This window comes from Taishania pollutisoli (genome assembly GCF_014518315.1).
GTDB classification, from domain to species: domain Bacteria; phylum Bacteroidota; class Bacteroidia; order Flavobacteriales_D; family Crocinitomicaceae; genus Taishania; species Taishania pollutisoli.
Genome location: NZ_JACVEL010000001.1, coordinates 598,705 through 624,676, shown reverse-complemented (window position 1 = coordinate 624,676; position 25,972 = coordinate 598,705). Strand labels below are relative to the sequence as shown.

At 42.1% G+C, this 25,972-nt stretch carries 23 protein-coding genes; 18 read left to right on the top strand and 5 right to left on the bottom strand.

Going from position 1 to position 25,972, the window contains the following annotated elements:
- The first annotated feature begins 12 nt into the window (after positions 1-12).
- The 9 genes from H9Y05_RS02640 (at position 13) to H9Y05_RS02600 (ending at position 11,624) form a co-directional block, all read left to right on the top strand.
- A complete protein-coding gene (locus H9Y05_RS02640) occupies positions 13-294 on the top strand; it encodes a GNAT family N-acetyltransferase (protein ID WP_163490553.1) in 282 nt (93 codons plus the stop codon).
- Between the two features lie 100 nt (positions 295-394).
- Complete coding sequence (locus H9Y05_RS02635; RefSeq protein WP_216713418.1) at positions 395-1,351, top strand: endonuclease/exonuclease/phosphatase family protein; 957 nt, start codon at positions 395-397, stop codon at positions 1,349-1,351.
- Positions 1,352-1,457: 106 nt separating this feature from the next.
- A complete protein-coding gene (locus tag H9Y05_RS02630) occupies positions 1,458-1,955 on the top strand; it encodes a hypothetical protein (protein WP_216713417.1) in 498 nt (165 codons plus the stop codon).
- Positions 1,956-2,011: 56 nt separating this feature from the next.
- Positions 2,012-4,219: a TonB-dependent receptor gene (locus H9Y05_RS02625; RefSeq protein WP_216713416.1), complete on the top strand. Its 2,208-nt coding sequence runs from the start codon at positions 2,012-2,014 to the stop codon at positions 4,217-4,219.
- 47 nt (positions 4,220-4,266) lie between these two features.
- Positions 4,267-4,608 carry a heavy-metal-associated domain-containing protein gene (locus H9Y05_RS02620; RefSeq protein WP_163490549.1) on the top strand — a complete coding sequence of 114 codons (342 nt, stop codon included), beginning with the start codon at positions 4,267-4,269 and terminating at the stop codon, positions 4,606-4,608.
- A 172-nt stretch (positions 4,609-4,780) separates the two neighbouring features.
- Positions 4,781-5,305: a 3-hydroxyanthranilate 3,4-dioxygenase gene (locus H9Y05_RS02615; protein ID WP_163490548.1), complete on the top strand. Its 525-nt coding sequence runs from the start codon at positions 4,781-4,783 to the stop codon at positions 5,303-5,305.
- A 37-nt stretch (positions 5,306-5,342) separates the two neighbouring features.
- Positions 5,343-6,893, top strand: a complete 1,551-nt coding sequence (locus H9Y05_RS02610; RefSeq protein ID WP_216713415.1) for an ArnT family glycosyltransferase — start codon at positions 5,343-5,345, stop codon at positions 6,891-6,893.
- Positions 6,894-7,076: 183 nt separating this feature from the next.
- Positions 7,077-9,062 (top strand): MBOAT family O-acyltransferase, encoded by a 1,986-nt coding sequence (locus tag H9Y05_RS02605; protein ID WP_216713414.1) that lies wholly within the window; start codon positions 7,077-7,079, stop codon positions 9,060-9,062.
- A 207-nt stretch (positions 9,063-9,269) separates the two neighbouring features.
- Complete coding sequence (locus tag H9Y05_RS02600) at positions 9,270-11,624, top strand: GH92 family glycosyl hydrolase (RefSeq protein ID WP_216713413.1); 2,355 nt, start codon at positions 9,270-9,272, stop codon at positions 11,622-11,624.
- 140 nt (positions 11,625-11,764) lie between these two features.
- On the opposite strand, the gene H9Y05_RS02595 is transcribed toward H9Y05_RS02600, so the two are convergent.
- Together H9Y05_RS02595 and H9Y05_RS02590 are read right to left on the bottom strand one after the other, a co-directional pair.
- Complete coding sequence (locus H9Y05_RS02595) at positions 11,765-12,718, bottom strand: lysophospholipid acyltransferase family protein (protein WP_216713412.1); 954 nt, start codon at positions 12,716-12,718, stop codon at positions 11,765-11,767.
- Positions 12,706-13,977, bottom strand: coding sequence for a replication-associated recombination protein A (locus H9Y05_RS02590; RefSeq protein ID WP_163490543.1), 1,272 nt, complete (start codon positions 13,975-13,977; stop codon positions 12,706-12,708). The genes H9Y05_RS02595 and H9Y05_RS02590 overlap by 13 nt, the downstream gene beginning before the upstream one ends.
- 422 nt (positions 13,978-14,399) lie before the next feature.
- On the opposite strand from H9Y05_RS02590, the gene H9Y05_RS02585 reads away from it, so the two are divergent.
- From H9Y05_RS02585 to H9Y05_RS02575, 3 genes are all read left to right on the top strand, one after another.
- Positions 14,400-15,062, top strand: coding sequence for a CBS domain-containing protein (locus tag H9Y05_RS02585; protein ID WP_163490542.1), 663 nt, complete (start codon positions 14,400-14,402; stop codon positions 15,060-15,062).
- 1 nt (position 15,063) lies between these two features.
- The gene (locus H9Y05_RS02580; protein ID WP_216713411.1) at positions 15,064-15,945 is read left to right on the top strand and encodes an NAD kinase; all 882 of its coding nucleotides are present in this window, start codon (positions 15,064-15,066) and stop codon (positions 15,943-15,945) included.
- Positions 15,946-16,055: 110 nt separating this feature from the next.
- Positions 16,056-17,099, top strand: coding sequence for a peptidylprolyl isomerase (locus H9Y05_RS02575; RefSeq protein ID WP_235992090.1), 1,044 nt, complete (start codon positions 16,056-16,058; stop codon positions 17,097-17,099).
- A gap of 49 nt (positions 17,100-17,148) precedes the next feature.
- On the opposite strand, the gene H9Y05_RS02570 is transcribed toward H9Y05_RS02575, so the two are convergent.
- Complete coding sequence (locus tag H9Y05_RS02570; RefSeq protein WP_216713409.1) at positions 17,149-17,865, bottom strand: hypothetical protein; 717 nt, start codon at positions 17,863-17,865, stop codon at positions 17,149-17,151.
- A 155-nt stretch (positions 17,866-18,020) separates the two neighbouring features.
- Between H9Y05_RS02570 and H9Y05_RS02565 the strand changes: the two genes are divergently transcribed.
- From H9Y05_RS02565 to H9Y05_RS02540, 6 genes are all read left to right on the top strand, one after another.
- Entirely contained in the window at positions 18,021-19,346 is a 1,326-nt protein-coding gene (locus H9Y05_RS02565; RefSeq protein ID WP_163490538.1) for a PhoH family protein, read from the top strand.
- Positions 19,347-19,485: 139 nt separating this feature from the next.
- On the top strand, positions 19,486-20,439 hold the full coding sequence (locus tag H9Y05_RS02560; RefSeq protein ID WP_163490537.1) for an acetyl-CoA carboxylase carboxyltransferase subunit alpha: 954 nt from the start codon (positions 19,486-19,488) through the stop codon (positions 20,437-20,439).
- An 85-nt stretch (positions 20,440-20,524) separates the two neighbouring features.
- Positions 20,525-21,328 (top strand): pyrroline-5-carboxylate reductase, encoded by an 804-nt coding sequence (gene proC, locus H9Y05_RS02555; protein WP_163490536.1) that lies wholly within the window; start codon positions 20,525-20,527, stop codon positions 21,326-21,328.
- 165 nt (positions 21,329-21,493) lie between these two features.
- A complete protein-coding gene (locus H9Y05_RS02550) occupies positions 21,494-22,153 on the top strand; it encodes a T9SS type A sorting domain-containing protein (protein ID WP_163490535.1) in 660 nt (219 codons plus the stop codon).
- Positions 22,154-22,185: 32 nt separating this feature from the next.
- Positions 22,186-22,776: an RNA polymerase sigma factor gene (locus H9Y05_RS02545; RefSeq protein ID WP_216713408.1), complete on the top strand. Its 591-nt coding sequence runs from the start codon at positions 22,186-22,188 to the stop codon at positions 22,774-22,776.
- Entirely contained in the window at positions 22,760-24,028 is a 1,269-nt protein-coding gene (locus H9Y05_RS02540) for a hypothetical protein (RefSeq protein ID WP_216713407.1), read from the top strand. The genes H9Y05_RS02545 and H9Y05_RS02540 overlap by 17 nt, the downstream gene beginning before the upstream one ends.
- A 53-nt stretch (positions 24,029-24,081) precedes the next feature.
- On the opposite strand, the gene pyk is transcribed toward H9Y05_RS02540, so the two are convergent.
- A complete protein-coding gene (gene pyk / locus H9Y05_RS02535; protein ID WP_216713406.1) occupies positions 24,082-25,500 on the bottom strand; it encodes a pyruvate kinase in 1,419 nt (472 codons plus the stop codon).
- Positions 25,501-25,503: 3 nt separating this feature from the next.
- Positions 25,504-25,938, bottom strand: coding sequence for an IPExxxVDY family protein (locus H9Y05_RS02530; protein WP_163490531.1), 435 nt, complete (start codon positions 25,936-25,938; stop codon positions 25,504-25,506).
- Between the last annotated feature and the right edge of the window lie 34 nt (positions 25,939-25,972).

The following is a 25,972-nucleotide window of genomic DNA, read 5'->3' as shown; positions in this document are numbered from 1 at the left end:
AATTACTTGCGTATGGAAGTAAAACAATTAGACAATGGAAAAAGCGGAAAATTTGTAGTTTCCCGGAATGATGAACGTATCGGAAGTGTAAGTTATACATGGAAAGATGACCGGCACATTTCCATCGACTATGTAGAAGTCCGTTCTGACCTGCGTGGAAACGGATTGGGCTACCGATTGTTTCTGGAAGTAATGAATGAAGTCCGCAGGCAAGATTTGAAAGTGACACCGGTTTGCTCGTTTGCTGTGGCGGCAATGGAACGAACAGAATCACTTTGGGACCTGAGAAAATAATTCAATCTTAACACACAAAATCAACTTACTGTTCGTACAGTGATTACTTTTGACACGGTTTTTGCTCATATCGGGCAGAGACGTAATGAATAACTAAATGATGAATAAACTGTTTTTTGCTTGCACGTTGTTATTGTTCAGCTGCAATGGGTTGACTCAGAAAGGAACACATGTAATCGGTTTTTACAACGTAGAAAACCTGTTCGATACCATCAACCAATCACATAATGATGAAGAATTTCTTCCAAACGGAAAAAACAAGTGGACGGGACCGCGTTACCTGGAGAAACTGAAAAAAACAAACCAGGTGCTTGATTCCATGGGGAAAATCGTGTTGCTGGGAATGTGTGAGATTGAAAATGAACAAGTGTTGAAGGATTTGAATAATGCCTCTTCTTCCCGTAAGAATTTTGGAATCGTACACCATGAAAGTGCAGATGCGAGAGGAATTGACGTAGGGATGATTTACGATCCTTCTGTGCTGAAATTTGTACAGTCGGGATTTATCCGTTTTCAGATTCAGAACGATGAAGCTCCGAATACACGGGACATTGTCTGGGGGAAATTTGTCCACAAGAAAGATACCTTATTTGCGATGATCAACCACTGGCCTTCAAGAAGAGGAGGACAGGATGAAAGTGAGCCCAACCGGATCAAAGCGGCACAAATGGCGGCTGCATTCATTGATTCTGTTATGAAAGCATCGCCGGCATCCAGGATTGTTTTCATGGGAGATTTGAACGATTATCCGACCAATAAGTCTGTGCAGATGATTGCCGAGCGGTTGACCCCGATGATTACAAAAGCGTCAGGGAAATTTGGAGGAAGCTACAATTACAGAAACGAATGGGATGTCCTGGATCACATCATGGTTTCTCCGAATGCATTCAAAGGTAAATTCCGCATGGTGAATAATTCGGGAACTATTTTGTCCAATGACTTCATTATTGAGGAGTACAAAGGAAACCTGGTTCCCAAACGGAATTATGCAGGAGACAAATACCTGGACGGATATTCAGACCACTTACCAGTAAAAATTGATGTGATTCTGAAGTAAATCCGGATTTACACTTTCTTGTGATTTTTTTACATCTTTCCGTAAATCGTTAATTTTTAACTGTTTTTTTACGGTTTTTTGCCTCTGCTTGCTTACATTTGTCTCCATGTCGTTGACAAAGAACAAAAATAGCGTGCAAAAACTGGTGATATACCTGTCACTGGCAGTATTCATTACGGCCAATGTCGGAATGGCTGTTTACACGCATACCTGTTCGATTTCCGGTACTGAAAAATCCCTGTTCCTGAGTTATGCAGATCCGTGTGGTGGTGGTGATCATGAAGAACCGACTCAACAGAAAAAATCCTGTTGTGCAAAAGAAACAGCAGAAACCGAAGCAGAAGATCAGGCACATATTGAAAAATCGTGCTGTTCAACAGATACGGATTACGTAGCCCTTGACATTGATACACGGATTGATAACAATCATATCCAGTTCGTGTGGTCACCTGTTTGGATAGACCCGTCAACACTCAGTCCGGTTGTTTATTTTTCTCCGGAAATCAGTCTTACTTCCCGGCAAATTCCGGAACATTGCAACCTCCCTCCTCCTAAATACCAGGGACGGGATTTCCAAAGCATTCACCAGGTATATTTGATATGATGTTCGATTTCATTTAAGTCCATACTTAATTGTCGAATCTAACATGAATATCATATATGAAAAATAGTATAGCAATCGCCTTTGCTTTTATTTCCTTTGGAGCAATGGCACAATTAAAAGGAACCGTATTGGGGTCAAATGGGAGCGTACAAGAACCGATTGAAGGAGCAAAAGTATACTTGTTAAATGCGAAAACGGGAGACATCACCTGTGATGCAGGAAATTTTGAACTCATTCTCCCCCGAACATTGCCGGATACATTGGTTTTCTCCGCACTTGGATATATTTCAGACACTGTTGTGGTGACCAAAGAAGACCGGTTCATCAACATGAAAGTCGTCTTGTTTGCAGATGAAGTATTGCCTGAAATCATTGTCGAGTACAGAAAAAACACCAAAACAATATCCAAACTGAAAGTACTGGCCGTGGAAGAAATTTCACTGGGAGAATTGAGAAAAGCAGCTTGTTGTAACCTTTCAGAATCCTTTGAAACGAATGTATCGGTGGATGTCAATTTTACAGATGCTGTTTCCGGAGCGAGAACCATTCAAATGATGGGACTGGAAGGTGTGTATACGCAAATTCAGTTTGAAAACATTCCCTACCTCCGGGGGCTGGAACAACCATTCGGATTGTCGTCTTTTCCGGGTACGTGGATCAATTCCATTCAAATTACAAAGGGGACGGGAAATGTCGTCAACGGGTATGAATCCATGGCAGGATTGGTCAATATTGAAATGTTTAAGCCACAGGACATGGACGCGTTTTTTTTGAACGGGTATGGAAATATCTACGGCCGGGCAGAATTAAATGCGCACGGGAGCATGCACGTTAGTAAAAAATGGAGTACAGCATTGTTTGCACACGGATCGGGGATGTTTGCAGAAAACAATCACAACCATGATAACTTCATGGATGCACCGATGGGAACCTTATTTTCATTTAATAACCGCTGGCATTATCAGGGTGAAAAAATGGAAGCACAGATCGGGGTAAATTCCTACCTGGAATCTAAATACGGAGGAGAAGTCGGTTATCGGAAAGGTGCTAATAACGGGCTGTATGGAATGGAAACGGATGCAAAACACCTCGATGTGTATGCAAAAACCGGGTTTTTCATGAAAAAACCGTACAATTCGATCGGTGTGATCTACAATTTGAAATACCAGGAAAATGATGCTTTGTTTGGTGTCCGTCAATTCAGAGGAGTTGAAAAGCGCGGCTACGTAAACGGTGTGTTTGAAAGCATCATCGGGAATACCATGCACAAATATAAGGTGGGTTTGAGTGGTGTATTCATCGATATGGACCAGCAAATGGATTCCCTGACAGATAACCGGGTTGAAATTGTACCGGGTGCATTTGCCGAATATACCTATACCGGACCGCGTTTGACAACGGTAATCGGAGCAAGGGGAGATTACCACAACCTGTACAACTTCCAGTTTTCGCCGCGCGTTCATGCAAAATATGCGATTACGGAATTCACCGATTTACGCGTGACAGCAGGGAAAGGATGGCGTGTACCCAATTACATGATCGATAATATTTCGTTGCTGGCAACATCTCGTCAATGGATTGCTCCGACAGAAACATTACCTGAAATCTCCTGGAATTTCGGAGGGTCGTTGGTACAGTCGTTTAAATTGTTTGGCAATCAAGCCTCTGTTGTTGTCGATTACTACCATACATTGTTTGAGCGTCAGCTGATCGTGGACCGGGATGAAAATGTGCACCAGATTATTTTTAGAAATATGACGAGCAAGTCCTTTTCCAACAGTTTCCAAACGGAATTCTCTTTTACTCCGTTCAGCCGATTTGATATCCGACTGGCATATAAGTTCCTGGATGTCCGTGCGGAATATGGAGGTCAGTTGCAACAAAAAGTAATGGTACCGAAGCACCGCGGATTCATCAATGTAGCCTATCACACCCGCAACAATAAATGGGAATTTGATGTCACTGCTTCTGTGTTCGGAACTTCCCGTCTTCCGGTGGCACAGCTGGATTCCGTAACATTCACAACGGATAATCATTCCAAAGTATATCCGCAGTTGAGTGCGCAGATCACGTACAAACACAAAAAATGGGACTTCTATATCGGAGGGGAAAACCTGACCAACTACCGTCAGAATCACCCGATCATTGATGCGGAGAACCCGTTTGGAACATATTTTGATGCGACAAGAATCTGGGCACCTGTCATGGGGATCAATGTGTATGCCGGATTTCGGTATGTAATTGCACACAAAAAACAAGAATAATAAAAACCCGCGCAGGAAGAGCATCCTGCACGATAAAACAAAATAACATGAAAAATATAGTGGTAATTTTTGCACTTCTGTTCATCGGCAACGGATTTGCACAGGAAGAAAAAAAGACACAAACGATTGAAATCGCTACATCTGCAGAATGTGGAACGTGTAAGAAAACCTTAGAAGACAAGCTGAATTATACCAAAGGTATCCGCTATGCGGAACTGGACGTAGCAACAAAAAAACTGACGGTTTCATACACAACGAAAAAAATCAGTGCGGAAGAAATCCGGAAAATTATTTCTGATACCGGGTACGATGCAGACGATGTTCCTGCAAATGCAAGTTCCCAAAAAGCATTGCCGACATGTTGCCAGCCGGGTGGTATGAGTAAGTGATTGGAACAACAATGATTTACGGAAGAAAAACCTGCATTAGAAAAGATGCAGGTTTTTTTCTATAGTTATACCTTGTTTTCAGAATATGAATTTTGTCAGAATCAGGTCAAAGAAATGCATGCAAATCAAAAAGATTCGTTATTTTTACTCCTCATTCTTAATTTTTTGAACCATGTTAATGCCCTTTAATTTACAGCAGTGGATCAACGATAACCGCGATTTGTTAAAACCCCCTGTCAGCAATAAAAACCTGTATGTTGATGCAGGTGATTTCATTGTGATGATTGTCGGAGGACCGAATGCGCGGAAAGATTATCACTTCAATGAAAGTGAAGAACTGTTCTACCAGATTGAAGGAGACATTACGGTAAGGATTCAACACGAAGGAAAGGCAAAAGACATCCACATCAAAGAAGGAGACATGTTTCTGCTGCCGTCAAATATTCCGCACAGCCCTATGCGGGGAGAAAATACGGTCGGGCTGGTAATCGAACGGGTTCGGAAGAACACTGATTTGAGTGACGGACTGATGTGGTTCTGCGACAAATGCAACCACAAACTGCACGAATACCGGTTCCCGTTAGAAAACATCGAACGGGATTTCTTACCGCGATTCAGAGAGTTTTACGCTTCTGAAGACCTGCGTACATGCAAAGCATGCGGGCACATGATGGAAGTAGATCCACGGTTTGTCTGAGCGATTGATCGTACGATAGAATACGTTCGTTCACGGGATGAAAAAGCTGAAGGCATATTTGTTTACAACGGTCACCCAACCGGACAAGTCAATACGGAAGTTTTTCCTCTGGTGGGGATTCATATTTTTATTGAGTATTCTCGTTCGTTTGCCGCATTTTCTGTCAAAAAACTTTTGGTTTGACGGAGATGAAGCAATCATTGGGATTATGGCGCAAGACCTGTTAGCGGGCAGCAATTTCCCTTTTTACTTCTCCGGACAAAATTACGGACTTTCAACATTTGAAGTATTTTCCACCGCCATTTTTGAACTGCTATTGGGACCAGGTATCTGGGCATTGCGTCTGGGAGGATTACTGCTGTTTAGTTTAGGCGTTACCTTCGTTTTGCGAACCGTTCAATCTTATCCATTGCCACGGTGGCTGTTTACCGCAATCCTCCTGTTATTGGTAACCTTTCCAACCTGGTATTTGTGGGGAAGCATGGTTAGAGGAGGCTACGTAACGGCATTTTTATTTGTATGTATTATTTTCTATTGCCTGTTCCGAATGAGGACGTCAGCAGGTCAATTATTCTTAATCGGAATTTGCTCGGGGATCGCGTTTGAATCGCATGTGTTGATTTTACTTCCGTTTTCCACATTAATTGCCTGGTGGTTATGGCAACAGGAAGGAATCCTGGTAAAATCAGCTACCATTCTCACCGGGTTTGTTCTGACGGTCGTATTATTCAGATGGTTCGGTTACCTGGACGAAGCCAATTGGGGAGGGACACAGTCAACCTGGGGTTGGAACAGCCAGATTGAAAATTTACAACTACAAATGCATGGTTTAGTTGCCGGGTTTAGCAGTTTTTCCCATTTTGAAATGAACATTCCCCGACCTTTTTGGTGGGACATTTTACTTAAATTGTTCCTGATTGTAAGCGGAATTTACCTGATTTGGCACTTTTTTTATTCAAAATCAACAGAAAGGAAACAGTATCTACTGATTTTCCTCAGTATTGCGGCGTACCTGATTCTCATTTCAACAATCGGCACCGCATCTCCCCGTTATTGGATTGGTTTATTTACCGGATTACTATTCTGGTTGATTGTTGCTGTATGTACGACCAGATCAGCGAAAACTTCGATCCTTACGATCAGTTTTTTGTGTTTGATTTCTGTCGCGGGAGTTTTTTCCGGCTCTAAAATGAAACAGCATTGGTATGACGCCGGAGTAAACGAAATCAACGCATTTGAAGGATTTCATAAAACAGTTCATGAAAGCGGGGCAAAAGCTGTTTTTATAACCGATAACTTTGTTCAATACCAGTGGAATTACTTGTATGGGAAAGAAATTCCTGCTTCCACGTTCCGGACAAAAGGGGAGCGGATCGAACGATTTTGTAAGCGTGTAAATGAATACTACAAGGAGAATCCGGAGGATGTCGTAATAGGTGGTTTATGGGGGATTTTTTTTACGATGGATACCATTCCGGGCTTTAATGACAGTCGCCACCAGGTGGAAACAAAGTATTTTATCAACCCGAATGCGAAAGAGGAGTTTGTACAACAGGGATTCAGATTTGTTGAAGGAAAAGGAGGGTGACTTTTTATTTCGAAATAGATTTTCTGATGCCGACGCCAATAACAATACGATCAATCCGTACATCTGTGGCAAAAAGAATCTCCGATTGATGGAACATCACATAGAATTATCGATGAACAAATAGTGTATTCAGATTTTTATCTAATTTCGCACCTGCTCTAATTTCAGCGGAAGTAAAAGGTTATGATAAATACATTGGATTTTAGTAGAATCGTTGAAGTGTTCTCATTTCAATTCAATCCGGAAACGGCGTTCCTCTATACGGGAGCTGAGTTCTGGATTTTCTTTTTTGCCGTTCTGCTTGCATATGTATTGCTGGAATCTTCCGTATTTGTTCGTACGACAACCCTGTCAATTGTTGCCTTGCTGACCAGTTGGTTCTTCCAAAATGGTGATTTGATTGTCTTTGGAGGGTTGTGTATCCTCAATTATGCGTTCTTACATGCCCTGTTCAAAGCACAGAAAAAATGGGGATGGGTATTCTCCTTACTGGTACTCAATACAATTGTTATCTACTATTTCTGGTTCAAAGTTACCTACTTTGATATCTATTTTACGGTGCGTCCGGTTGATATCTGGCTGCTGTTTCTGGCTGTTATTTTTATTCTTTCCTACTTCAAACAAAAGACACTTATCCGGGCTATTTTCCTATCGGCTGTCAGCTTGTATTTCTACTACAAATCATCCGATAAGTTTGTTTTCCTGTTGATTGTATCGGTATTTCTCAATTATGGATTGGGAAAATGGGTTTTTGCAGCTGGAAGTCAGACTGCGAAGAAATGGATCGTAGCGTTTGCAGTCACGCTGAATGTATTGATTCTGGGATACTTTAAATACACATATTTCTTCACCGATGCGTTCAATACCATGTTCGGGACGGAATTTGTGCCCACCAATATGTTTGCCGAATGGGCGAACTGGTTACTGGGGAAACCAACCTTTGTAACCGATATTTTCCTACCTGTAGGAGTTTCTTTCTTTACCTTTAAAACAATCAGTTACATCATTGATATTTACCGAAAAGAGATTGCACCCCTCCACAACATCTTTGATTATGCGTTCTTTGTGACGTTCTTTCCTGCATTGGTGGCAGGTCCGATCATCCGGGCAAGGGATTTTATTCCGCAGATTCACCAACCGTTTCACCTGACAAAAAAGGAATACAGCATTGCGGTGATTATCATTGTGACAGGATTACTGAAAAAAATAGTCCTTGCCGATTACATTGCGATTCACTTCATTGACAAAATTGCGGATGCACCGGAAACCTATCCCGGATTTGTGAGCGTGTTGGCCATGTGGGGATATTCCCTTCAGATTTACGGTGACTTTTCGGGATATACCGATATTGCGATCGGCTTGTCCTTGTTGATGGGATTCCGCTTGCTGGAGAACTTTAATTCGCCTTACAAAGCAATCAACGTAGCTGACTTCTGGAGACGCTGGCACAAATCTCTGGGGTCCTGGTTGCGGGATTACCTGTACATTCCACTGGGAGGAAACAGGAGTGGAGGAATCGGAACCTTTATTGCGACATTCCTGATTCTTATCTTCCTGATCTTCATTACCCAATGGTACGAGTTGCTCTATGTATATGGCGCATTGATGATCATTTACCTCGTGGTTGTACGTTTTGTCCCGTCTGCCCGCACGAATGTGTACCGGGATTTAAACCTATTGATCACAATGGTTGTAGGTGGTTTGTGGCACGGAGCAAGTGAAAACTTTGTGATCTGGGGAGCCATGAACGGTGTTGCCCTGGTGATTTTCAACTACTGGAAAAAGATTTCACCTTATGAGAACAAAACCAATCTGTTGGTGCGTTTCTGGAAGATTTTCCTGACATTCAACTTCATTACCTTTACACGTATCTGGTTTCGACTGGAAGATGACGGTATGCCCGCAGTTATGTTAGATCAGATCTGGAATCACTTTGGATTTACATGGGATACATTTGTGTTGGTGCTTCAAACTTATCAATCAGTTTTCTGGATCATGCTTGCCGGATTTATTGTACATTGGTTACCCACTTCGTGGAAAGATGCATACAAGAATTTGTTCATCAAACTTCCTGTTCCCCTTCAGTTAATTGCTGTAACCTGCATTATTTTCCTGATGTACCAGGCCATGACAGGTGAATCGAAGACCTTTGTGTACTTCCAGTTTTAAATCAACGAAACCAATAGTAATCGAACAGCAAATGAAATGAGCTGCTATGTGTCACTAGATTGACCATGCATAGCAACTATGTATCTATGTGTACTATGTGGTTTAAAGTATTTCGACTCCGATTCTGCAGAATTGAACGGCCTAACTCCATAAAAATTATTATCTTGCGATAAAAATATCTCCGATAATTTCAACAAAAACGTTAGTATGTGTCGCATTCAAAATTATAGATCCGGAATCGTCTGTTTTTTTATACTTACATTTAAGATCCTCACACTTTCTGCACAAAAAACAACTGCCACAGCTAATGTGAATGATGATTACAATGAATTTTGGTTTGTGAACTATGTAAATCCGATGATTGGTACTAAGAACATGGGGCATACATTTCCGGGAGCGACAGTACCGTTCGGGATGGTTCAGTTAAGTCCCGAAACCAATCAGGAGCCCATGTTTGAAAACGGGAAATACAACCCGGAAACCTATAAATACTGCTCCGGATACCAATACGATGATAACACCATCTTTGGATTTAGTCATACACACTTTAGCGGTACCGGACATTCGGATTTAGGTGATTTTTTACTTATGCCCACAACCGGAGAATTAAAACTGGAGCCAGGTTCGGCAGGTTCACCCAAGAGTGGATTCCATTCTCAGTTTTCACACCTGAATGAACAGGCCGAAGCAGGTTACTACAAGGTATTGCTGGATGACTATCAAATACAAGCCGAATTGACAGCGACGGAACGTGTCGGATTTCATAAATATACCTTCGCTAAAAAAGAGAAAGCACACATTGTCTTAGATCTCATACACTCGATTTACAATTATGAGGATAAAAACGTATGGACCTTTTTGCGTGTTGAAAATGATTCGACCATTTCCGGCTACCGGCAAACAAATGGTTGGGCCCGCACCCGCACCGTTTATTTTGTTATGAAATTTTCGAAACCCATTAGTAGTTACGGACATAAAAAGTACGATCACATTCAATACAACGGATTCTACCGAAAATTTGACGAGACAAAAAACTTCCCTGAAATGGCCGGTAAAAATATTCGGGCATATTTTGATTTTGACGTGGAAGAAGGAGAAGAATTGCTCGTCAAGTTTGCCTTGTCAAATGTAAGTACAGCTGGGGCTTTAAATAACTTAAATACCGAAGTAAATCATTGGGATTTTGACAAAACAAAACAGGAAGCACAGCAGAAATGGGAACATGAGTTATCTAAAATTCAAATCGGAACAGAAACAGAAGCGCAAAAAACAACATTCTATACGGCATTGTATCACACGATGCTGAGTCCGGTTATTTACGAAGATGTGGACGGGAGTTATCGCGGGTTGGATCAAAACATTCATCAATCCGACGGATTTGAAAATTATTCCATCTTTTCATTGTGGGATACCTATCGGGCGCTACATCCGCTTTATAACCTGATCCAACCAACACGCAACAACGATATGGTTCATTCCATGTTAGCTCATTACGACCAAAGTGTTCATCATGCATTACCGATCTGGAGCCATTACAATAACGAAAACTGGTGTATGATCGGGTATCATTCGGTATCTGTTATTGCCGATGCAATTGCAAAGAAAACAACCAATGTAAATCAAAACAGAGCACTGGAAGCATGTGTTAATTCTTCCAATCTGAGTTATTACGACGGATTGGATTTTTATCTGAAAAACGGATACGTCGCTGAGGATTTAAGTTCCTCATCTGTTTCTAAAACATTGGAGTACGCATACGATGATTGGTGTATTGCACAGATTGCGCGCAATTGTGAAAATTCAGCGTTAACAAACGAATATGTAAAAAGATCCGAGAATTATGTACATGTATTTGACCCGTCGATTCGTTCCATGCGTCCGAAGTTGAGTACTGGTCAATTCCGGCAGGAGTTCAATCCAATGGATACGCATGGTCAGGGTTTTATTGAAGGAAATGCATGGAATTATGGTTTGTATGTGCCTCAGAACATTCCGAAGATGGTAGATTTAATGGGCGGTAAAGCTACATTCAGCCAGTTTTTGGATCAGATTTTTACAACCCCCATTGAAGATAAATACATCGAAAAAAATGAAGATATTACACGGGATGGAATCATCGGTAATTACGTGCACGGAAACGAACCGGGGCATCACATTCCCTATTTGTATAATTGGACAAATACACCATGGAAAACACAAGAGCGTGTAAGAATGATTGTAAAAACCATGTATTCTGACAAGGAAGATGGCTTATGCGGGAATGATGACGCAGGTCAAATGAGTGCCTGGTACATTTTTAGTTCGTTGGGATTTTATCCGGTACTACCAGGATCACCAACATACGCAATCGGTAGCCCTTCGGTAAGAAATGCCGTAATAACATTTGAAAACGGTCGAACATTGACCATTCGAACAAAAAATCAAAGCACAGCGAACGTATATGTCGATAAAATAGAATGGAACGGAAAACTGATTTCCGGTTTTGAACTCAATCATTTTGATCTGATTGAAGGAGGAGAATTGGTATTTTATATGTCAAACAAACCAAGAAAAGTAAAGTAATCTGCGAACAGCGAACAAAGTGAGCTGCTATGTGTCACTATGACTACTTTATGCATAGCTCTATGTTCCTTTAGTCCTATGTGGTTTAAAAATAACGAAAGAATATAAGTTGTGCGATGATACAAGCGACCACAGATTCCTTAAATGTTGTTTGTTCCGGTTACAGAAGGAAACCGTTCCTCAAACTTTTGTTTTTGCTCGCGTTTCAATTCTTCCAGATCTTCCGGAATTGTTCGCTTCCAGCGTTTGTGTGACCACAACCAATAAGCCGGTTGTTCCAGAATGGCTTTTTCGAGTAAATGTGTATGTGCTTCTGTGATTTCGCCCCATTGCATGGTTTCCGGTGTATCGGTAATGAGTTGCAATTCCAGTTCATAATAACCGCGTTTGACCTTTCGGGTATGGTAAAAAACAACGGAGAAACCATATTCATGTGCCAGTTGCTCCGCCCCGAACAAAACCGCAGTCTGTTGGTTTAAAAACTCCATCCAGTAACTTTTACGGGCGTCTCCCGGAGATTGATCGGAAAGGGTGAGAATGGCGATCGGATTCCCTTCCTGCTCGCGAAATTTTTCCCGGAAATTTTTTGCGTGTACCACAATCATTCCATAGCGTTCCCGGCGTTCGTTCACTTTTTTATCCCAAAATTTGGAAGTCAACGGCATCCCGATTCCCATCGCCTGGTGCGGAAACTGGAAATTCTGGGAAGTGATCAGCCATTCCCAGTTGTTGTAATGCCCCGAAACAAGCAACACACTCTTTTGACGCTGGTATAGCTCTTCCATTACCTTGGGATTTTTTACCGTGTAACGCCGTTGAAGTTCCTCTTTGGAAATACTCAGATTTTTGATCCCCTCTGCCAGAATATCGGTAAAATGACGGTAAAATTGCCGAACCAATGCATTGATTTCCCGGTCTGTTTTTTCAGGAAACGAACGACGGATATTTCCCTCAATTACCTTTTTCCGGTAGGGGAAGATCCGGAATACTCCGTACAATAAGTCCGATAACAGGTAAATTCCCCAAAACGGGAGTTTGGAGATCGGGAAAACGAGGAGGTAATATGCCAGTTTTGCTCCCATTACCGGTTCCATAGCTTTTTAATGATCGCAGCAATTTCCTGCTCCTTGTTGCTACTGCCTGCATTGAAAAACACGGCGTTTTTGAGTTCTTCGGGAAAGAAGTTTTGCTGGACAAAATTCCCCGGGTAATCGTGGGAATACCTGTATTCTTCTCCGTACCCCAATTCCTTCATCAACTTGGTTGGTGCATTTCTGAGAGGTAGCGGAACAGGTAAATTCCCGGATCTACGGACTTCTTCCTGTGCCTTGTTAATTGCCATGTAGGCTCCGTTTCCTTTGGGTGAACTCGCCAGATAAATGGTACATTGTGCCAAAATAATTCTCGATTCCGGCCATCCGATGGTTTGAACTGCCTGAAAACAGTTATTGGCCATCAGTAATGCATTCGGATTGGCCAGCCCGATGTCTTCGGAAGCACTGATAATCAGTCTCCGTGCAATGAATTTAGGATCTTCACCGCCCTCTACCATGCGTGCCAGCCAGTAAACCGCAGCGTCCGGATCACTTCCGCGAATGGATTTGATAAACGCCGAAATAATATCGTAGTGTTGCTCTCCGTCTTTGTCGTAGCGGGCCAGACTTTGTTGCGCGACCGATTCAATGACCCTGTTGTTGATCACAATTTCCTGTTGTGTCCGGAACGTACCGATAATGATCTCAAATACATTCAGTAATTTGCGGGCATCACCACCTGAAATGGCAAGCAGTGAACTTGTCTCTTCCAGGACGATTTTTTTCTCCTTCAGAACACTGTCTTCCCGGATTGCTTTTTCAAGTAATTGTTGCAAATCATCTTTGGTATGACTTTCCAGTACATACACCTGACACCGTGAAAGCAATGCAGAAATGACCTCAAAAGAAGGATTCTCAGTGGTTGCACCGATCAGTGTAACGATGCCTTTCTCTACGGCACCGAGCAATGAATCCTGTTGTGCTTTGGAAAAACGATGAATTTCATCAATGAACAGGATGGTTCCTTTCTGGTTGAACATCCCCTGTCGCTCAACACCCTGGATGATTTCCCGCACATCCTTAACCCCGGAAGAAATAGCCGATAAGGTATGAAAAGGACGGTTGAGGTGATTGGCAATGAGGTTGGCCAGCGTTGTTTTTCCGACACCCGGAGGTCCCCAGAAGATCATCGAAGGAATGACACCGGAATCCAATGCGAGCCGGAGCGACGCGTCTTTCTTGAGCAAATGCTGCTGACCAATATAGTCATCGAGTGATTTCGGACGCATTCTCTCTGCTAAAGGGGCATTAAAATTCATGGCTGTTTTTCCTTGTTGTATGACTTCCTGTATTCAAACAGCTAAATTAATTATTTTGCTCCGAACGGCTATGGGATAGGCTGGTTTTATTCAGGGCAAACGCATTTAAAATTTTTCACAGGTTTCTTTTTCGATCACGCTCTCCGGGTTCTATAATAATTTACATATAAATAGCTCTCCAAGCTGCTAAGTCGCCAAGGTAGGGGGTATCTGATTGCGCCTTTGCGAGAATAAGTTAAACGCATCTAAAAGTATAAACCCTACACAATCAAAAGTTAATCTGTTTGCCCTGTGGTTTTATTCCTGTTGTTTTTTGTTGCAGTGAATACCATCGGTTGGATGCAGATCAGATGTGAATAAAAATTAAAATTTTTCCCATTTCATCGGTTCGGTTCAAAGTATTTAGTTACTTTGGTGGCGTTATGATGGCAATTGAACTGATTACTGAAGAAATACCTCCGTTGACCCATCTTGATACCGGAGAAAAGGCCCTGATATGGATGGAAGAGTTCAAAGTTTCGCATCTTCCTGTCTTAAAGAACGGAAACTTTGTAGGAGTACTGTCTGAAAATGATGTGCTTGATAAAATGGATGAGCGACAGACCCTGGATGTGTTGTTTGATCATTTGCCGCGCCCGTTTGTGTGGGAAACCGATCACATTTATGAAGTCATCGCGAAAGTCGGGGAATTTAAAATTTCCGTTGTCCCGATTCTTGACAGAAATGAAAAATACCTGGGATGCACGAGCATTCACCGGTTGATTCAACTTATCAGTAATACCGGAGGAATCAAGGAGCAGGGAGGAATCATTGTGCTGGAAATGAATAAAGTGGATTATTCACTGGCGCAGATTTCCCAGATTGTAGAAGGAAACAATGCGAAGATCCTCAGTTCATATGTGTTATCACTTCCTGATTCCACAAAAATCGAAGTGACATTGAAAATCAACGAAATTGATCTGGAGCGAATTTTGCGTACCTTTGCACGGTATGATTATACAGTAAAGGCATCGTATCACAAAAGCGAGTTTGAGGATGACCTCCGCAACCGATTCGATGCACTGATGAATTTTATGAATTTATAATATGCAAGTAGCGCTCTACAGCCGGAAAGTAAGTAAAACAAACCTGCCCTACATTGTAGAGTTGTTAAACCAGTTCAAACGAATGGGTTGGAAACCGGTGCTGGAAAAAGAATTCAAAAAACAACTGGTTAAAAAAATCGGGATGGATAATTCCACGCTGGAATTCACATCACACAAGGATTTCGTCAGTGGAATTGACATGGTTATCAGTTTGGGAGGTGACGGAACATTTATCCAAAGTGTCAACTACATCCGCGATTCGCAGGTTCCGATTATTGGCATCAATACTGGTCGCCTGGGTTTTTTGGCAAATGTTTCGAAAGAATCAATCAATGACGCATTTGAAAAATTGCAGCGCAAACAATTTGATTATCAAAAACGATCGTTATTACGGGTAGAAACGGCATCCAATCACTTTGGTGATGCCAATGTGGCCTTGAATGAGGTGACGGTTTCCCGGAAAGACAGTTCCGCCATGCTCACTGTTCATGCTTCACTGGACAATGAATACATGAACTCGTACTGGGCGGACGGATTGATCATTTCTACGCCGACAGGATCTACAGCTTACAACCTCGCCTGTGGTGGCCCGATTATTGATCCGCAGTGCCAGTTGCACGTCGTAACACCAATTGCACCACACAATCTGAATGTGCGGCCGATTGTTGTTCCGGACAGTACAACAATTACGTTGAGTGTGGAAGGGAGAAGCAGGAATTATTTGTTGAGCTTGGATGGTAATTCGGTCAACATTAAACAACGGGAAGAGGTCGTGATCAGAAAAGCTGATTTTATGATCAATATGATCAAACTGGAAGGACATAATTTTCTGGATACGATCCGCAATAAAATGTTATGGGGAATAGACAGGAGAAATAACTAAATAAAGCTATAAAACAAACAAAAATGAGAAAACTAAGAACAATAGGGTTGTTGATGTCTGTGATGACAATCGGAACAGCATTGTATGCCCAAAAAAATGCAGCACCGAAACTGGAAGACGGAATCTATGCTGAATTCACAACAAAAAAAGGAACAATCACACTGAAGTTGGAGGACGAAAAAACACCGATGACTGTTGCCAACTTTGTTGGGTTAATCGAAGGAAATTTTACGTTTCAGGATTCCATTAAGATTACCAAACCGTATTACGACGGATTGAAATTTCACCGCGTGATTGCTAATTTCATGATCCAGGGAGGTGATCCGGAAGGAACAGGAATGGGTGGGCCGGGATATAAATTTTACGATGAAACCCGTCCTGATCTGAGACATGACAAGCCGGGAATTTTGTCTATGGCTAATTCAGGTCCTGCAACAAATGGAAGCCAGTTCTTTATCACGCACAAGGAAACTCCGTGGTTAGATGGAAAACATACTGTGTTCGGACAGGTAATTTCCGGTCAGGAAGTAGTAGACAAAATTGCACAGGATGATGTCATGGAAACAGTGAAAATCATTCGTGTAGGAAAAAATGCGAAGAAATTTGATGCAACAAAAGTATTCAATGCCGAATATAGCCGCATTTCCGAAGAATACAAAAAAGAAGCGGAAGAAATTGAGCGCATTGCGAAAATGTCTCAGGAAGAATACCGCAATTTCATGTACCAGGAAGTGTTGAAAAAGTACCCGAATGCGAAACAAAGTACTTCCGGATTGGTATATGTGATCGAGAATGAAGGAGAAGGACTGGCAATTGAAAAAGGAGCACCGGTTTCCCTGCACTATTCAGGAACGTTCAGGAGAGATGGCGATAAATTTGATTCTTCATACGACAGAGGTCAGCCGATGGATTTCCAATACCAGGTGAATCGTATGATCCCGGGATTTGAAGAAGGAATTGCACTATTGAAAAAAGGAGGAAAGGCAAAACTGATTATTCCTTATTACCAGGCATACGGACCAAATGGACGTCCGGGAGCCATTCCGCCATACGCTGATCTGGTATTTGATATCGAGATTGTTGATGTAAAAGCTCCTGTTGCTCAGGATGACCACCACGGACACGATCACAGCGATCCGAATCACAAACATTAAGAAAAAATACGATCAACGAACGAACCCCATTCAATGCGAGTGGGGTTTTTTAATGCGCATATGCCAACGATATTTTTTTTGAAACAGGGTCATACGAGATAACGACCCGTTCGTTGTCAAACAACCGGTAGGTAACAGATCCCAATACCGTTATCGCTTCATCCGGATATGCTTCACATTCTCCTTGTTCATTCCAGCCGTCCGGACAAGTATTTTCACTTTCAAAAAACAGGAATGTACTGACGTTATTCCAGTAAAAGCACTTTTCAGGTGTTCCATATTCCCATTTGGTTGTCGTTAGTTGCTTGTACCGGGTGAAACAGGCCATATCCGCATACCAACCATAAACAGGTTGCTCTGATGCTTGGGTAAGCTGTAAAGAGATGTGTGGTTTGTCCATCAATAATGCCTGTGCTTCTTCATGATCTTCCTCGTTATCCCAAAAAAGTAATTTATCGGTTTGAAGCTTATGAGTCGGTACAATGTCCATACTTCCACAACAGGCAACAGTTAAAGAATAATTGGAATCCGGTTTGAAGTTACAAAGCACCTTCATGAATTGATCCGGTCCTTCGTTCAAAAATGCCAGCGTGTCAAAATTTGGGTAGTTGGTGCTTATATGTATTTCCGTACTGTTAATACGATATGTTCTTCCGTTTATTTCTACTGGAAATCCGTCACCAATGGCAGATTGAATCGTAAATGTTTTTTGACCGTAGCTGAGTGCTGTGCTGAGGATAATAATCAGATAACTAATTGCTTTCATGTGGATAAATGTATGGTAAATTTCCGGAAGATGTATCCAATGCCATTACTACCTGATTGTGTAAATTAAACTAACAACCGATTGTAAATAAGTAATTCCCGCATTTAACACTATCATCTCATTTTCCCGTTAACTTTAAAGAAAAACTCCTACACATGGCCAAAAAGAAAAAAACCTTCGTATTGGACACGTCTGTACTCTTACATGACCACCAATCGATCACTAACTTCGGAGCTAATAACGTTGCGATCCCCATTACCGTTTTAGAAGAACTGGATAAGTTCAAAATCGGAAATGACACGAAGAATTTTTGCGCACGTGAAGTCATTCGGTTCATTGATAAACTTTCCGGAAACGGTGGTTTGCAAAACTGGATCTCACTGGGAAGCAAGTTGGGAAATTTCTGTATTATTCTTGAAAACCACCCGCGTGAACTGGATGCTGAGATTGTTTATTCTCCGGGGAAGAATGATCACAAAATCATCAATGCAGCACTGTGTGTAAAGGAGAAAGATCCCAAAGCAGAAGTGGTTTTGGTAACCAAAGACATCAACCTGCGGATCAAAGCAAAAGCATTGGGAATCTTGTCTGAAGACTACGAAACAGGAAAAGTAGTGAATACGGATGCAGATGAACCGAGCTCCAATACAATTGAGCACATTGATTCTGAGGTGATCCGACACATTTTTACAAAAGGTAAAATAGATGAAGAGGGGATTCTGGGAAATAAAAAGACAAATAACGGGTATTACATCCTGAAAAACGGGAAATCATCGTCGTTGGCGGTCTATAACCAATGGACAGACCAGATTGAGCGCATCGAGAAAGAATTTGTATACGGTATCAAGCCTAAAAATGCAGAACAGGCATTCGCGCTCAATGCCCTGATGAACGAAAAAATAAAACTGGTTGCACTACAGGGAGTAGCAGGAACCGGAAAAACATTACTGGCATTGGCTTCCGCTCTGGAACAGAACAAACACTACCACCAGATTATTTTAGCCCGGCCGATTGTACCGCTTTCCAACAAAGACATCGGGTTTTTACCCGGAGACGCCAACGATAAGGTGGGACCCTACATGGAGCCATTGTGGGATAACCTGAAATTCATCAAAGCGCAGTTCGGTGAAAACGAAAAAAAACATAAATCCATCCTGGAAATGGAAGAGCAGGGAAAGATTGTGATTACACCGCTTGCCTTCATCCGGGGAAGAAGTTTTTCAAATATCATGTTCATCATCGATGAAGCGCAGAACCTGACTCCGCATGAAGTGAAAACCATCATCACACGGGCAGGAGAAAATACAAAGATTGTATTTACAGGAGATGTTAACCAAATCGATACACCTTATCTGGACGAGAACAGCAACGGGCTGGCATACCTCATTGACCGTTTGAAAGGACAGGAATTGTTTGCGCATGTGAAATTGGAAAAAGGAGAACGTTCCGAACTGGCGAACCTGGCAAATGAGTTGCTGTAAATACCGTACTCTATCCACCACGACAGGTAAGAAAATGAAAGGCATTGACCGGATATTCCGGGTCGTGGGGCAAAATATTCACTAAAATTCAAAAAACAAGCAACATTTTTTGTAATTTGGTCGCTTGAAATTTTGTAAAATGACAACATATTTAGATTTCGAAGAGCCGATAAGAGAGTTGGAAGAACAAATTGCCAACACGAAAGAAATAGGGGAAAATACGGGCGTTGATATGGCCGATAAGGTTGGCGAATTGGAGAAAAAATTAGTTGCGACAACAAAAGAAATTTTCTCCGGATTGAGCCCATGGCAGCGTGTACAATTATCAAGACACCCTGACAGACCTTATACCCTGGCGTACATCAAAGCAATTGCAGGAGATACGTTTCAGGAAATTCACGGAGACCGTGGCGTAAAAGACGACAAAGCAATGGTAGGTGGATTCGGATTGCTGGATGGTGAGACCGTGATGTTCATCGGACAGCAAAAAGGAGTCAATACAAAGATGCGTCAGTACCGTAACTTTGGAATGCCGAATCCGGAAGGATACCGCAAAGCGTTGCGTTTGATGAAACTGGCTGAAAAGTTCAATAAGCCGATTGTAACATTTATTGATACTCCGGGAGCATTTCCGGGATTGGAAGCGGAAGAACGCGGACAAGGAGAAGCCATTGCACGCAACATCTATGAAATGATGCGATTGAAGGTACCAGTTATCTGTATTATCATCGGTGAAGGAGCCTCCGGAGGAGCACTCGGAATTGGTGTGGGAGATAAAGTGGTAATGCTCGAAAACACATGGTATTCAGTTATTTCACCTGAATCGTGCTCATCTATTTTGTGGAGAAGCTGGGAGTACAAAGAGCGTGCAGCGGATGCATTGAAGCTAACTTCTTCGGATATGAAGAAAAACGGTCTGGTAGATGACGTAATCCCTGAACCCATCAACGGGGCGCACCGCAATCATGAAGCAATCTTTGAAACAGTGAAAAAACACATCTCAAAGTACTTGAAAGATTTGAAAAAGGTCGACCCCGATAAGCGTATTGATAACAGAATCAAGAAATTCAGTAAAATGGGTGTTTGGAAATAAGTATCCTTAACGACAAGAAATGAATAAATCCGGTTCTGTTTTCAGAACCGGATTTTTTTATGTACCAATAAAATGAACAGATAGAATGAATACACAAAAAATAACCATCATCGGCGTAGGAAATATCGGAACAGCAATCGCGGAAGGACTGATCCGCAATCAATTTTGCAAGGTCAGTAATGTAACTCTTGCCAAACGCAATACCGCTACACTGCATAGATTTGAAGAACAGGGTGCAAAGATTACTTCAGACAACGTGAAAGCAATATCGGAAGCAGACTACATCATTTTAGCTGTGAAACCCTTCCAGATTCGTGAAATTGCGGAAGAAATCGCTCCTCATGTGGATTACACGAAACAAGTACTCATCAGTGTCATTACCGGCGTGTGGCTGGAAGATCTGAAAACCCTATTTTCCGACGAAGCAGTCTTATTCAGAGCAATGCCGAATACCGCTGCCGCAATTGGTGAAAGTATGACAACGGTAGCACACTGCAATGCGACACAGGAAGAACTCTCGTTTGTGACAAGCCTCTTTGAAACAGTTGGAGAGGTAGTGATGATCAACGAACAGTTAATGGATGCAGCTACCGTGCTGGGAGCATGTGGTACTGCATTTGCCCTGCGCTATATCCGTGCCAATATTCAGGGAGGAATTGAAATCGGGTTTGACGCAAACACAGCTACGCTGATTGCCGCGCAGACAGTTAAAGGAGCAGCGTCTTTGTTGCTGGAGAATAAGACGCACCCGGAGCAGGAAATTGATAAAGTTACCACGCCAAAAGGATGTACAATTGCCGGATTGAATGAAATGGAACACCAGGGCTTCAGTTCCTCGCTTATCAGGGGATTGAAAGCCTCGTACGATAAAATTGTAAAAGATATGTAATTCAGCTAACGTAGTTGGCTGCTATGTGCCACCCTTTCGTACATAATACCTGTCTATGTATCTATGCGGTTTATCAGTAATTATTTTTTTCAAAATTTTTAAGGCTGGGCAACCTTTTACTTTTCAGTTTTGTAATAAGGGGGATAACTTATAAAAACGACAAAAATGAGAAAACTAAAACAAATGATACTACCGATGATGCTATTGCTGGCAACACAACAGGTATTCGGTCAAATTCCGGCCATTGACAGCTTCACCGTTATTCCTGAAAATCCTGTTGCCGGTGATGAGGTCAAAGTGATTGTCTATGCAACATTTCCCTATGGTGATTGTGACCTGACCAATCATGCAATAGATGTACAAAATGGAATCATTGTGCTGGATTTAGTGTATACCATCGGGGCAGCTGCGTATATCTGCCATAGTACAGATACAGTGACAATCGGGTATCTCGAAAAAGGAAAGCATCCACTGGAGATAAACCTGTATGTGGAAACAGGACTTACCGGTGAACAAACGCTGGAAGATTCTGAATCGACTATAATACCGGTTGATCAGCCATTGAGCATTCATGTACCACCTGGTGATTCAGGAATCAGTATGTATCCGAATCCGTTTTATGAAGAAGTTTTCATTGCAACACATTTGGTGATTGACCGCATTGAGATTATTTCTGTTCTTGGAGAAAAAACTGTGCTTCATGAGGAATATACTGCAGGTCAACCGATTGATCTCTCTGGTCTTCGAAACGGAGCTTATTTTTTAATAATAACCGACAAGGACGGAAACCGCTATTCGGAAAAACTAATTAAAACAGCCCCCTGATTGGTGTATGTTTTCGTCTTAATTAAAAATGAGTGTCAGATGATGTAGGCGATATACATTGTTGGCGATCAGATACAGGAATGGAGGAGAATACGGAAGAATTCATCAACGGAAATAAAAAAGCGTTTGATCGGGTGTACGAACAGTACGCTCCTTCCATGTTCGGTATTTGCATGCGCTACGCAGCTTGTAAAGATGATGCGGAGGAAATGTTGCAGCAAGCATTTATCCGGATATATGAACAACGGGAAAAAGCAGATCCCAAACGTCCGCTTGGTCCATGGATTAAGACAATTACCATTCACACAGCAATAAATTTCCTGAAAGCAAACAAAAGGATGGTTCTCACAGAAAATGAATCCTTTTTTGAACCCGTACCTGAATGGACAGATTCGGAAGATGGTGAAAAGGATATGAAAACCCGGTTGCTGGAATTGTTGGGAGAAATGCCGGAAGGATACCGCGTTGTATTTAACCTGTTTGTAGTGGATAATCTGACACACAAAGAAATAGCCGAATACCTCAATATAACGGAAGGAACATCCAAATCGCAACTGGCAAAAGCAAAGAACTGGATAAAGAACAAACTTGAAAATGTAAGAAAAGATGAAAGAGCTGGATGAAATAGATCACTTGTTCCGGGAGACATTTGATGGGTTTGAGGTAATCCCTGATCCGTCCGTGAAGGAAAAAATCGATCGTTCAATCGCTTCCGGAAAACGGAGACGACGATTTTTATTGATTTTCTTTCCATTGCTTGGTCTTTCAATGACGGTATTAGCCATCGGAATGTTATACGGCCCTTCAGGGACATCAACCGGTTTTTCCCGTACGAGTACCAGATCAGTTAAGACGGAAGCAGTGTATGTGCATACAACATCTGCAGACACATATTCCTTAACCGTAAACAGTAGTGCTGAAAAGGAATTAAAACGATCCGGTAACAGGAAAAAAAGCCCGGGAGTTGAATTGCAACATAAAACATCATTTCGTTTAGTCGAAAAGAGCGATAAAGAGATGGGGCATGAATTTTCCGGGCAAATAGTTGCTGTGTCCGGAACACATAAAACGGGCGATTCATCACCCACTGAAAAGACAGAAAGCGAAGATATGGCTATGCATGTGGCTACCGATTCAATACCTGATACTTCAAACGTGAAAACTCCGGAATCACTACCTGCAGAGGGGGAATTGTTGAAAGCCCCGGAAAAAAACGGAACCGGTAGTCGGTGGAATGTAACTGGTCTCGCCGGATGGGAAGGGGAGCGGGCCAAACCGGTTGAATCCCTGAATAGCAATGAACTTTCAAATGTCGGAAAAGAGTTTGCCGGTATTCGTTCTTCCTCTTTGTACGGAAAAGTTGAGTTAAATTACGAATTAACTTCGGGGTTGGATCTCATTGCCGGCTTGGGATTCCGTTCTACGGAAGTACAGCAACAGGCGACACGTTATGTGCGCGACAGCATCCCCGAATATGGGGATATAGCAACATCTGTTCCTACGTCTTATACCTATTTTGCCCGGGAAGATCAGGGACAACAGATTTTCCGGGTAAATTCAGTGATAATGCCCATCGGTATTGCCGGTTCACTGAGCGTAGGACGTTCATTTGTGCTAAGGTGTTCTGCAGGGACAGAGTTCTCGTACGGCTGGTTGAATAATGTACAATTACAACCGGATTTCAACCGCCCGGTGTTTCGACCGTTTGGCTGGAATATTTGGGTCAGACCGGAGTTGCATTACCCGATCGGAAGATGGCGTTTGATTGCTTACGGAACTGTTAACCAGGCCATCTGTCAACAGTTGAGATGGGATGTGACGAGCAAGAGAAACCCACTGTTTGGAGCAGGAATCGGGGTAAGTATTCGTTTGTAGCAGGAATAAAAAAGGTTCCGGAATACGGAACCTTCTGCTCAATCTATTGTGTATTAATCTACGTAACTTAATTTGATCATATTGGATTTTCCGAGTTCTTCCAGAGGAATGGAGGCAATGTTGACAACCAATTCACCGTCTTTCAGTAACCCTTCTCCTTTCAGGATGTTCTTGATATCTGAAATGGTATGGTCTGTTGAGATGCGTTTATCGTAATAGAACCCTTTTACGCCCCAGATCAGGTTAATTTGGGTAAGAATACTGCGGTTGCTCGTAAATACATAAATCGGTGCTTTCGGACGCTGAGAAGCCAGCTTGTATGCGGTATATCCTGAAAAAGACATCGTCAGAATCGCATCAGCTTCTGTTCGTTGAGATAACCGTACCGCATTAAAACAGATCGAGTCTGTAATGAAGCGCGCCTGGTTTTTTTCAGGGATCTCCTCTTTGTTGTAAATACCGTCGAATGTTTCCATTTCCTTTACAATGTTGGACATTGTTTTGATTACCTCAATCGGATGAGCACCAACAGAAGTTTCTCCCGATAACATTACCGCATCAGCACCATCCAGTACCGCATTTGCTACGTCGTTTACTTCTGCACGTGTCGGCATCATGTTGGAGATCATGGATTCCATCATTTGCGTTGCAACGATCACCGGCTTCGCATTTAAACGCGCCCTGTTGATAATCATTTTCTGAATCAATGGTACATTCTGGTAGGGAACTTCTACTCCCAGGTCTCCGCGGGCTACCATTAATGCATCCGCTTCCTTAATGATTTCTTCAATTGAGGCAACAGCTTCCGGTTTTTCAATTTTGGCTATTACTTTCGCTTTCGCACCTCTGTGTGCAATGATATTTTTCAGCTCTTTTATATCCTGCGGACTTCGCACAAAGGATAAACCGATCCAGTCAACCCCCTGCTCGATTGCAAAGTCCAGATCTTTTCGGTCCTTTTCTGTCAGCGAAGGCATGGATATCGCCGTATTCGGGAAATTCACTCCTTTCTTTGAGGAAAGAATTCCACCATAAATCACTTTTGCCTTGAATTCATGTTGTTTATCTGTCTCAATCACCTCCAGGGTAAGTTTTCCGTCATCCAGCAAGATGCGCTCACCCGGATTAACGTCTTTTGGCAATTGTTCGTAATTGATCGAGAAATGAGTGGATGTTCCCAATACTTCCTGCGTTGAAATGGTCACAATCGAATCGTTTTCCAGTAATACGCCGTTATTCTCCATCTCGTGCGTACGAATTTTCGGACCTTGTAAATCTGCCAGGACAGCAACGTTTAAAGCTAATTCTTCATTCAATTCACGGATAATTCTCAACGATTCCAAATGAGCGTCATATCCGCCATGGGAAAAGTTAAGGCGGCACACATTCAAACCTTCGAGGAACATTTGTTTCAATGTTTCCTTTTTTGCTGTTGAAGGCCCTAATGTTGCTACTATTTTTGTTCTTTTCATACGTTAAAATATAATATTTTCTGTTGAAGGTAATGATTCAATGTCTAATTGAAAAACTGCCAGGATGCTATTCACATTTCTTAGTTTGTCCGATAACAGGTCCAGATCGATGCTATTGTTTTTATAAACAAACAGGAAAAAATCAATAGTTGGCCGTTCAGGAATCAGAAATTTTCCATTTTCCTTGTTCTTAATTAAAAAATAAGTCACTCTGTTTTCGTCTTCATAGTACTCAAACATCGAATGCGATTGATGTGTGGTAACTCCTTTTTTTGTGTGTGTAATAAAAAAAGGATCGGACGATTGTTCCAGGTGAAATCCCAGTGTTGCGTTAATGCTCCAGGCCAGTCTATAGTCATTGTGATGGCTGCAGATTCCTACGACATCGTAGTCTGCTTCCACTTCAAATTCCAACAGATGTTTTTTCTGTTTTGCCATCAGCATTCACTTCATTACAGGTACAAATGTACTT